This is a genomic window from Rhodopirellula bahusiensis (assembly GCF_002727185.1).
GTDB classification, from domain to species: domain Bacteria; phylum Planctomycetota; class Planctomycetia; order Pirellulales; family Pirellulaceae; genus Rhodopirellula; species Rhodopirellula bahusiensis.
On record NZ_NIZW01000028.1, the window covers coordinates 70,448 to 81,302 of the forward strand.

At 55.5% G+C, this 10,855-nt stretch carries 7 protein-coding genes; 4 read left to right on the forward strand and 3 right to left on the reverse strand.

The genetic code is table 11. The features are described 5' to 3' along the window. Window positions 1–179 precede the first annotated feature (179 nt). The 3 genes from CEE69_RS26470 to CEE69_RS26480 all read right to left on the reverse strand — a co-directional run bounded on the left by CEE69_RS26470 (window position 180) and on the right by CEE69_RS26480 (window position 3,468). Entirely contained in the window at window positions 180–1,124 is a 945-nt protein-coding gene (locus CEE69_RS26470; protein WP_099263599.1) for a metallophosphoesterase, read from the reverse strand. A gap of 523 nt (window positions 1,125–1,647) precedes the next feature. Continuing rightward, on the reverse strand, window positions 1,648–1,875 hold the full coding sequence (locus tag CEE69_RS26475) for a DUF3565 domain-containing protein (RefSeq protein ID WP_099263590.1): 228 nt from the start codon (window positions 1,873–1,875) through the stop codon (window positions 1,648–1,650). Window positions 1,876–1,929: 54 nt separating this feature from the next. Beyond that, window positions 1,930–3,468 (reverse strand): glycoside hydrolase family 5 protein, encoded by a 1,539-nt coding sequence (locus tag CEE69_RS26480; RefSeq protein WP_099263591.1) that lies wholly within the window; start codon window positions 3,466–3,468, stop codon window positions 1,930–1,932. 232 nt (window positions 3,469–3,700) lie between these two features. Between CEE69_RS26480 and CEE69_RS26485 the strand changes: the two genes are divergently transcribed. The 4 genes from CEE69_RS26485 (at window position 3,701) to CEE69_RS26500 (ending at window position 10,730) form a co-directional block, all read left to right on the forward strand. Further along, window positions 3,701–5,077 carry a DUF1501 domain-containing protein gene (locus CEE69_RS26485; RefSeq protein WP_099263592.1) on the forward strand — a complete coding sequence of 459 codons (1,377 nt, stop codon included), beginning with the start codon at window positions 3,701–3,703 and terminating at the stop codon, window positions 5,075–5,077. 11 nt (window positions 5,078–5,088) lie between these two features. Then, complete coding sequence (locus CEE69_RS26490; RefSeq protein ID WP_233215667.1) at window positions 5,089–7,581, forward strand: DUF1553 domain-containing protein; 2,493 nt, start codon at window positions 5,089–5,091, stop codon at window positions 7,579–7,581. A gap of 9 nt (window positions 7,582–7,590) precedes the next feature. Continuing rightward, a complete protein-coding gene (locus CEE69_RS26495; RefSeq protein WP_233215668.1) occupies window positions 7,591–10,371 on the forward strand; it encodes a WD40 domain-containing protein in 2,781 nt (926 codons plus the stop codon). A gap of 122 nt (window positions 10,372–10,493) precedes the next feature. Then, entirely contained in the window at window positions 10,494–10,730 is a 237-nt protein-coding gene (locus tag CEE69_RS26500; protein WP_233215669.1) for a hypothetical protein, read from the forward strand. The last annotated feature ends 125 nt before the right edge of the window (window positions 10,731–10,855 follow it).

A 10,855-nucleotide genomic window follows, 5' to 3' on the forward strand; every position in this document is an offset into this window, starting at 1 on the left:
GGTTGTTTGCGAGCGAAGGCAAATTTGTTGCGCGAATTTTGCCACCGAGAACACCGAGGTCACAGAGACGGCCGCGCGAGTGAAATCATTGATCCTTTTGCTCTGTGTTCTCGGTGACCTCTGTGGCAAAAGCAGGAGCACACCCGACACCAAGTGAGCAGGCTTGTCGAAGAGAAGGCTCAGTCGATGGTGTCAGGAACTGAATCCAGCGAATGGTAGGCGTGTTGTATCTGCGTTTCTTCAACTTGCACGATTCTTAAGCCGGAAGGATCCTTGCCCAGCGGTCGACCGACTGGGCCGGTGGTGATCATTTCCATCTCGCCGGCTCGTCCGTACGCGTTGCGGTGGTAGTGTCCCGCGAAGATGGCTCGCACATTGGCTGCTTTCAGAAGGGCAAGCAACGGTGTTCGTCGCTCCAAGGGGATGTTGAAGTACTGGTCCGGTTCGTCTTCCTGTTCCAAGAACAACGGGTGATGCAGAAACACGAAAATGTGCTTGGCTTCCTTCACTCTCGAGTGCTGGAGTTGCTGTTCCAACCAATTTTGCTGTTGTTGCAACCGCTCGGGAACTCCGCTGGGATCTTTCAGCAGACTTGAATTGAGAACGACGTTGAAGACGCCTCCAACCCAAAACGAGAAGTAGTCGTCGCCGAAATGTTCGGTGTAGCGAGCAATCGACTCTGCGGTGGGACGATTGCCAATGTCATGGTTCCCGCAGACGCACACCAACGGAATCCCGGGATCGATCTTCGAAAAGTCTTGCTGGTACTGGCTGACTTGAGCTTCGTAGCGGGCCTGCGCGGGCGTGGCATTGGTGAGGTCGCCGCAAACGATCACGAACTTTGGTTGCAGGCGATTGATGTGTTTAACCGCTTGATTGACGAGAGCCTTTTCTTGGTCCAGTCCTTCGTTGCCGGTGAACATGCCGTACTGAGGGTCGGCAAGCTGCACAAAAAAGAAGGGCTTTTCCCACGTTCGTTCGGTTTGCGAATCAAACGCTCGGAAGGTGCGTGAGTGGGCTTGTTGAAACCGATTCGAATCGACTTCTGCCGGTTCGTCTGCCCGCAGAAATGACGTTGCAAACAAACAAAGAACGACCGGCAAGACGTTAATGGATCGATTCATCAAACTTCCGTTGGGCAAGGAAAGAAATCGTCTTCGACGGGCCGAAAAGTGAGGTGGATTGGAGGGGCCTTCGCCATGTGAATTCCGCGGTACCGGTGCTGGCCCAGCCGCATCCATCCCCGTAACAAGATAGCGGTTGGTGATTGCTTTTTGCCACCGAGGACACAGAGAAGCGAGGCTCAGTCGATTCATCCGTCCCTGTACTCGGTGTCCTCCGTGATCTCTGTGGCTCAACACTGCCCCGCAGAAAAGAGGCCTCATTGTGAGACCCACTCGTGGTCGGCTACGTTGTTTCGTCGGAGGGATTTCTGGTGGCCGGCCTCAGTTGCGGATCAGCTTGGAAAATGATGAGTCACTGCGTTCCTTGGCCACCATGCTGGCCAAGCTGCTCGGGTGAGTCTGCGACGAAACGGGTGGTTGGTTACGTCGCGTTGTTGTTGGCAAAAGACGTATGACGGACTTCCTAGTCCGTCCTGAGATTGTTCGACGGACTTGGAAGTCCATCGTACGGGCGAATCGACTATCAATGCCCCGGTGTCTGCGTGGGAATGTCGTCGGGCGGAGCGAGCTCGTCGCATTTCTTGCACTGCAGTCGGTGGCCGAGCATTGATTCGCGGCCTTCAAGTGTTGTGACCCACTCGCGGTTCATCCATGGTGGATCGTGGCGGACATGCTGATTGTGCCCACACTGGAGACGAGCGACCCAATGGTCTTCGTCGTCCTCGTGGTACGCGACGATCGGTTGTTGCATCAGATCTCTCCAGTTGGCATTGATTCATTTCAAACGCTTGGTCGCCGCCCAGAACTATTTCCCAAGAATCGCGTTACGTAGTCCTTCTCGCCATTCTTCTTTCTCAGGATCGTAAACTCCGAACCCTGAGTAGAACTCCCAGTACGCGATTCCGATTCGGCGCTCGATCGCTTCATCGGCGACAAAGCGAGTCCATTGGTTTCGCGAATCGATGTCGGCTTCTTGGTAGGCACCGAACTCGCCGAGATAGATCGGGATTTCGTTTTCAACACTCCAGCGGAGGGCTCGATCAAGATCGTTGCGAACTGCCCTCTGTTGTTCAGGCGTTCCGGTCCAGGTCGTGCCTTTCCATTGCTTGGATTCATCACCCAACCATCCTGCGCCTTGATGAGTGAATTGAAACGGCGAGTAGTAGTGGAAGGTCGCAACCAAGTTGGAACGATCTCGGGGGAGAGTCATGAATTGCAGCGCATCAATGGAATTGAAATTCGCAGGTCCAACCACAATCGTTCGCTCAGGATGCTTTTCGCGAATGATTGGAAGAGTGTCTGCCAGTAAGCGATTCCATTTTCCCGCGTCCAAGTTGTCGTGAGGTTCGTTGAGAACTTCGAATACCAACTCCGGCGGAGCACCCTCGAATTCATCCGCGATTTGGCGCCACAACTCGAGGAACCGATCGGAGTGTTGTTCGGGATTGGCGTACAAACCTTCGTAGTGATGAATGTTGATCATCACTTTCAGATCCCGGCGAAGTGCTTCGTCGACGACCCAGCGAACGCGTTGCATGAAAGTCGGATCGATCGTGTACGAAGGCTTCGTTTGAGCGTGCGTTGACCAGCGGACTGGCACACGAATGGAGTCGAAGCCCGCTTGCTGAATCAGGTCCAAGTGCTTGGCTTCCAAGCGTGGCCCCCAATCGCCTTCGCGAGGAGCTTCCAAGGTGTTGCCAATGTTGATGCCGCGTCCGAAGAATGGGGTTTGCTTCTGAAAGAAGGCGGTTGTCTTCAGTCGTTCGAGCAATTGAGTTTCGCTCACGGCACGAATTTTCCGGATCACAAGCGAGCTTGCCTCCGACGGTTTCTCGAGCATCACAGTGATCGAGCGAATCTTGCTCGCGTCAAAGGGGATGTCGGTTTGTCCGTGCCAACTGCCGAATGCGACCCGGATCACACCCGACGCATTCGCTGGCACGGTCGCCGCCGCAGCACTGCTACCGTCACGTCCTCGCGATCCTGGATTGCGAGTCGACAGAACAACCTTGAGCGGTTTGTCGCCAGGGTTGAACACTTCGGCTTCCAAGGCATCAAAGGAGTCCAGACGACGCGGCGTGTCCATGAATTCGAATTGAACATGCGGGTACCCGTCGCTCGGCGGAGCAGTGAACTTCAGTTCCCCGTTGGACGGATGTTCGATCCGGACGCCTTGTGTTGTGATCTTGTTGTTCGAAGAAACGTTTGGCCCGAACAAGACCATTTCGCTATCGGAGGACTGTGCCGACGCGGTGGAACAGTTCACGCTGAACACACACGTCGCAGCGAGAATGAGAACGGGAGACCAAGCTGGTAAACGGAAACGGAACTCGCGATCGAACATGTCAGACTCGAGGGGAATCGTGGGGATGACTGCTGAGGTTGGGACCTCTGTCTGCAATCATATCCCATCCGAAAGCAAAGCGAAGATGCACCAAACGCAGCCCAAATGCGGCGTCGTGTTCAGCTACAATGGTTGAGTTCGTCGAAGGACGACTCCCGCCCCACCTGATCCGCCCACTGATCGTCCCCACCATCGATCATCGGCTCTCGATCCAGCCCCTGGAACCGCAGCCATGTTGAATTTGACTTCGCGTGCCAAGACGCATACTTGTAACGGGACCACCCGGCGCGATTTTCTGCAGGTTGGTACCCTCGGAATGCTTGGTTTTGGTTTGCCACAATTGCTGGCCGCGGAAGCAGCCGGTGCGGCTGGGAAGAACACCGATCGAAAATCATGCATCATGATTTTCAACCTGGGAGCCCCCAGTCAAATGGACACGTTTGACCCGAAGCCGAATGCACCGGCGGAGGTTCGCGGGCCCTTTCAAACGATTGCGACGCGGGGTGACTTTGAGTTGACCGAGATCCTGCCCAAGCATGCGGAGATCGCCGACAAGTTTTCGATCGTTCGATCGTGCTATCACACGGCCGCTGCCGTTCACGATGCGGGATGGCAGATGCTGCAGACCGGTCGTCAATTTACCGGTGGAGTGAACTACCCGCATGCCGGTGCCGTCGTCGAATATTTGCAGGGACGCCGCACGGACTTGCCCGCTCATGTGGTGTTGCCGCAGACGATGGGACGTGGTGGTGGGAATTTGCCCAATGGCCAAGCCGGTGGTTTTCTTGGCAAAGCCTATGACCCGTTTGCGTTGATGGCCGACCCGAGCAAGCCAAACTTCAAAGTTCCCGACCTGTTGCCACCAGCGTCGCTTCCGGATGTGCGAATCGACCGACGCAGACGCATGCGGGATTCGATCGAGAGCCACATGGCCCGATTCGAAGCGACGGAATCAGCGAAGTTGTTCGATGCCAACTTCGAGGCCGCTTATCGGATGATGAACAGCCCCGAGGCGCGGATGGCGTTTGACCTCTCCAAAGAACCGACCTCGGTACGCGAACGCTATGGGATGAATCGCTTCGGCCAGTGTTGTTTGCTGGCCCGTCGGTTGATCGAAGCCGGGGTGAGGTTCGTCACCATCAACACGTTCTTGACGGTCTTCAATGAAGTCACTTGGGACATCCACGGCAGCAAACCGTTCACTACCATCGAGGGCATGAAGAACATTGTGGCTCCGATGTACGACCAGGCGTACTCAGCATTGATCACCGATCTGCACGATCGCGGCATGCTCGATGACACGATGGTATGCGGTCTCGCAGAATTTGGACGCACTCCCAAAGTCAATCCCGCGGGCGGTCGAGATCACTGGCCGCAATGTTTCTCTTGCACCTTTGCTGGTGGCGGAGTTGTCGGCGGCCGCGCGGTCGGCAAGTCCGATCCGGTCGGCGGTGTTCCAGCGGATCGTCCGACGAACCCAGGTGAGATCATCGCGACCATTTTCAAAGCGATGGACCTGGACCTGCATGCGGAATTGCCTGGCCCCGGCGGTCGTCCTTTTCCGCTGGTTGACTTCGGTGTTCGCGAAATCAAGGAGTTGTTCGCGTGAGAAGTGCCTTCATGAACAAGACGTTTTGCGCAATTGCAATCCTTGCGGTGCATCCGTTCGCACTCCCACAGGCCATCGCGGAAACGACTGATTCGTCGATCGTCTTGCTGCCTCGTCAGATTGAAATGTCGCATTCGGGCGATCTGCAAAGGTTGTCTGTCGTTGAGTGGAACGACGAGATCGCTGGAGCAGTGATCGATGACATCGAGATCGAATCCTCCGATTCGGCCGTGGTCAAAGTTGTTGGCAAGACACTGCATGCCGTTTCCGATGGAACGGTGCAGGTGACAGCCACCAAGGAGACCGGCAAAACATCGTCCGTCGAAGTGACGGTGAGCGGAACCGGCAAGCCGCATCGGTGGAGTTTCCGCAACGACGTGCAAAGCGTGCTTGCAAAACAGGGTTGCAACATGGGTGCTTGTCACGGGGCCTTAGCTGGCAAAGGTGGTTTCGTGCTATCGTTGCGAGGTTACGACAGCGACGCGGATTTTCGATCGATCACACGTCAGGCTCGTGGGCGTCGAATCGAAATGGCGGACCCGGGACGTAGCTTATTGCTGGCGAAGCCCACTGGGGCGTTGCCACACAAAGGTGGCCTGCGTCTGGACACCGAATCGCGAGACTATGAGATCTTGGCACAGTGGATCGCGAAGGGGGCCGCGGCTCCTTCGGATGAAGACGCGTTGATCGAAAAGATCACGGTGACACCGGAAAACGCGAAGCTCAATCCTGGCGATCACTCGCAGGTCTTGGTGACGGCTCACTACAGCGACGGCAGTTCACGCGACGTGACACATTGGGCGCAGTTCACCGCCACCGATGAGGCGGTCGCGGGCGTGGATGAAGACGGGCGAGTTCAAGTCAACGGAAGTGGTGAAGCGGCGGTGCTGGTTTGGTATGCCAGTCAGGTCGCATTGGCACGAATGACGGTGCCCTACCCCAACGCAGTTGATGCAGAAGCTTATGCTTTCGCACCTCGTCGCAATTTCATCGACGATCTGAATTTGCAGCAACTTGAAACGTTGCAATTGCCGCCCTCGGACCGTTGTGATGATGCAACGTTCCTTCGCCGAGCAACACTGGACTCGATTGGACGCCTTCCAACTCAGGCAGAACACGATGATTACTTCGCAATGCCGGAGCACCACCGACGTGAGGCGTTGATTGACCAGTTGTTGGCAGCCGAATCATTCACGGACTACTGGTCTTACAAATGGTCCGATGTCTTGGTGATCAACGGGAACAAGCTTCGACCGGTCGCGGTCAAGTCTTACTACGACTGGCTTCACGACAGCGTCCGAACCAACAAGCCTTGGGACGAACTGGTTCGCGAAATTTTGACCTCCACCGGGAGCAGTGACACCAACGGTGCCACCAACTTTTTCGCTGTCAATCAAACACCCGAAGACATGACGGAAAGTGCGTGTCAATCGTTTCTCGGCTTATCGATCGGATGTGCTAAGTGCCACAATCATCCTCTTGAGAAATGGACGAACGACCAATACTACGCGATGGCGAACCTGTTTTCGCGAGTTAGAGCGAAGGGCTGGGGTGGCGATTCACGCAACGGCGACGGATTGCGGCAATTGTATGTTTCAACGTCGGGCGAATTGGTGCAGCCCAAACTTGGCAAACCACAACCTCCCGCACCGCTCGATTCTAAAGCGATGGCGTTTGACGATCCGCAAGACCGGCGCGAAGTTTTGGCGGAATGGTTGACTGATCCGTCCAATCCGTACTTCGCTCGATCGATCACCAACCGCGTTTGGGCAAACTTCTTCGGGCGTGGATTGGTTGAACAGGTCGACGATCTTCGGCTCAGCAACCCTGCCAGCAATGAAGCTCTTCTCAACGCCGCGGCTCAGCATTTGAGCGATGCCGGATTCGACCTGAAAACGTTGATGCGGACCATTCTGCAAAGCGAGACTTACCAACGAAGCAGTCTGGCGGTGGCGGGGAATCGAGAGGATCCGAAGTATCTCAGCCACTACGCACCGCGACGATTGATGGCGGAAGTCTTGCTGGATTCGATGGATCAAGTCCTTGGCACGTCGACCTCCTTCACCGAGATCGCTTTCGCGGGTGCCGACAAGCAGAAGACCGATTTTTACAAAGCTGGGACCCGAGCGATCGAACTTTATGACTCAGCCGTGGATTCGTATTTCTTGAAAACGTTCGGTCGGAATCCTCGTGAGATCGTATGTGAGTGCGAGCGTGATGCCGAACCTTCGATGGTTCAGGTACTGCACCTTTCCAATGGCGAAACACTGAATCCAAAGCTGAACGATCCCGAAAGCCTGCCGAGTCTTGCGTCGACGGAATCCTGGGACAGAGATGAATTTCTCGACGTGCTGTTCCAACGTGCTCTGTCGCGGGAACCAACCGCGGCCGAGCGTGAATCGCTGGTTTCTGTCATGGACGAATATGCAGACGACAAAGCGACCGCAATGCGAGACGTTGCGTGGAGCGTTTTGACCAGCGTCGAGTTCACTTACAACCACTGAGGCGATTTGATGATGAAGACTTTCTGCCTCACGTTGTTGTTGGCTGTTGTTGGGTTTCCGACTAATTCCTTCGCGGTCGACTTCGTCAAAGACGTAGCTCCGATCTTGCAAAAGTATTGTGTCGGCTGTCACGCCGAAGACGATGCGCAGGGCGGTTTGGCGATGGACACGTACGCCGGTTTGATGAGCGGAGGTGAATCAGGGTTGGCACTCACGTCGGGCGTGGCTTCCAGCAGCAGGATGTTTCTGATGGCATCGGGCAAACTCGAGCCCGTGATGCCTCCCGATGACATGGAAGGTCCGAGCGGCGACGAGTTGGTGATCCTCGCGGATTGGATTGAAGAAGGTGCGGAGGGACCCGAAGGCGAGATGCCGATCCGTCGCGAGCTGAAGACACCGAAAGTTCCCACCGCCGGCGATGTGGCGTTGCCCGTCACCGCGATCGCACGGTCCGATGATGGAACGTGGCAGGCAACCGCAATATTTGGTGCGATCACGCTGAACAATCTTGTCTCGGGCGAGTCGTTGGAGGTCACGAACAAACTGGGGAAAGTCAATTCGTTGACGTTCAACCAAGACGGGACGCAACTGCTGGCCGCCTCGGGGCTGACCGGGGGCTACGGACAGGCGACTCTGTTCAAGGTTGCTGATTGGACGGTGGCACAAGAATTTGTTGGTCACCAAGACGTGCTGTACGCAGCTCAGTTTTCGCCGGATGGCAAACGAATCGCAACGGCCGGATATGACCGGAAGATCTTGATATGGGATTCAGCCACGGGCGATATCGTTCAGGAATTGCACGGTCACAACGGAGCGATCTTTGATCTGGCGTTCTCTCCCGATGGCAAGCTTTTGATCTCAGCCTGTGCGGACGAGACCGCCAAGGTTTGGCATGTGGAAACGGGGAAACGTTTGGACACGCTCAGCCAGCCCGAAGCCGAGGTGAACTGTGTTTCGTTCTCAAAAGACGGCAGGTGGATGTTGGCGGGAAGTGCTGACAACCGGCTGCGAGTATGGCGATTGATCTCGAAGGATGAACCAGCAATCAATCCAATCGTCCAAACTCGATTCGTTGATGAATCGCCGATCACTCGAATGACATTGACGCCGGATGGACGTGGGTTGGTGATTCTCAGCGAAGCTGGCAACGTGAAGTTGCTTCGCACCGATGATTGGTCGGTGGTTGGTGCGATGGAACCACTCGGTGAGAAGCCCAGCGACTTGGTGGTCTCGGCTGACGGATCGACTGCGCGAATCGCGTTGATGAATGGGCGTGTGGTGGAGCGTCCTTTGCCGGCGATTGGAACTCGTGATACCGGGCCGGGAAGCCGTTTGCTCGCACCGGTGTATCTGGATGTAGGCCCGCTGGCCACGTCGGATGAATCCGAGCTCGTTGTCACCAACGGCGTCGCAGATGTTTCGCGCGGCGTTGAAGTGAACGGAAAGTTGACCTCGAAAGGTGAACAGGATTGCTTTCGATTTTCGGCTCGTCGTGGCGAGGCTTGGGTGATCGAGGCGGACGCCACATCGGGCGACCTTGATCCGAAGGTCGTCATACTCGATGAAGGCTGCGAGCCGCTCTTGCGAACCAGATTGCAGGCAGTTCGCGACACTTACTTCACGTTTCGCGGAAAGAACAGCGGCCAAGTCAACGACTTTCGGTTGTTTGGTTGGCAGGAGATCGGACTGAACCAATTCCTGTATTCCAACGGCGAAGTCACGAAGACGTGGCAACATCCGCGCGGACCTGACTCTGGTTTTGACGTCTACCCCGGCGCCGGCAATCGCCACACCTACTTTGGTACAACGCATACAACTCATGCGTTGGGTGAACCGGCCTATGTTGTCCGCGAATTGGGACCCGGGGAAGAGCCGGAGCCCAATGGGTTGCCAGTGTTTGAAGTGTTCTACGAAAACGACGATGATCCGACGCGGACCGCAGGTGAGTCGAGCCGTTTAGATTTTATGGCTCCGCGTGATGGACGATACACCGTCTGCATTCGCGACACGCGAGGCCATTTCTCAGGCGACTTTCAATACCGGTTGAGAATCCGACCGGCTGCACCTTCGTACTCGGCTTCGATCGGAAAGATGAATGCGAGCGTTTTGCCAGGGACGGGGCGGAAGATCGACTTGAAGATCGAACGTAAAGATGGTTTTCGCGGCCCAGTTTCATTCCAAATTGGTGATCTGCCGCCCGGGTGGCATTCCAATTTTCCCGTTGTCATCGAATCCGATCAGCATGTGGCAGAAGGTCTGGTTTTTGTCCCGGAAGGAATTGACCATACGACTGAACCGTTTGATGTCGAAGTCGTCGCTAATGCCGAGATTTTGAACCGTCGAGTCGAGCGGAATGCTGGCACGATCAAAGGTATAACCGTTGGCACGTCTCCGAGCGTGATTCCGATGATCCAACCCATCGATCGGGATGTACCCGAAAACGAAGATTGGACGCTGGTGATTCCTCGCGGAGCGACCGTTTCGGCTCGTATTGTTCTTCGCCGTGGCAAAAATGCGAAAGGCGAGGTGAACAATGGTGAGATTCGGTTTGGTGGAGCGGGTAGCGGCCACAATGCGGCCCACGGTGTCTACGTCGACAACATCGGATTGAGCGGATTGTTGGTGCTGCCTGGTGAAGACGAACGAGAGTTGTTCATCACCGCGGATCCTGTCGCGGCGTTGGGGAAACGATCGTTCTTTCTGATTTCAGCCAACGATGGTGGTGTGGCTAGTTTTCCCATCACGGTCGATGTTCAAGATGCAACCTCGCTCAGCGTTTCCGCCGATTGAACTTTTTGGGGGCCAACCGCATCCAACCACGAGCAACCATTCGGGGAATTGATTCTCTGTCTTCCTCGAAATAGACAAGGTTGTCGTTGTGTTTGCAAAATTGGCACCCGGAATCTCAAAGAATGTCTGTTCGTCGTTGGATCGGTATCTGCCTCGCTTCCATGTTGCTTTGCAGGGTGGCGAATCAACTGGTGAGTGCCGCAACTTTCGCGAACTTTTCAGCATCTCGGCACAACCGTTTTCTCGGCGATGATTCTCTGAATCCGGATTTTTGGTTGGATCACTCTTTGCTGACTGGCGTCGCCGTGCAGAGGGCCGTGCTGATCTCGCCTCAGCACTATGGAAGCGTTCGGAAATAACTTCGGCAATCGTGTAAAATCGCAGGGTCATGACTCCACGGAGGCCAATTATGAACAACGTTTACGGACCGGACATCGAAAATCAGATGCAGCAACTCTACGAGTCTTTCAACGAGAAGGACCGT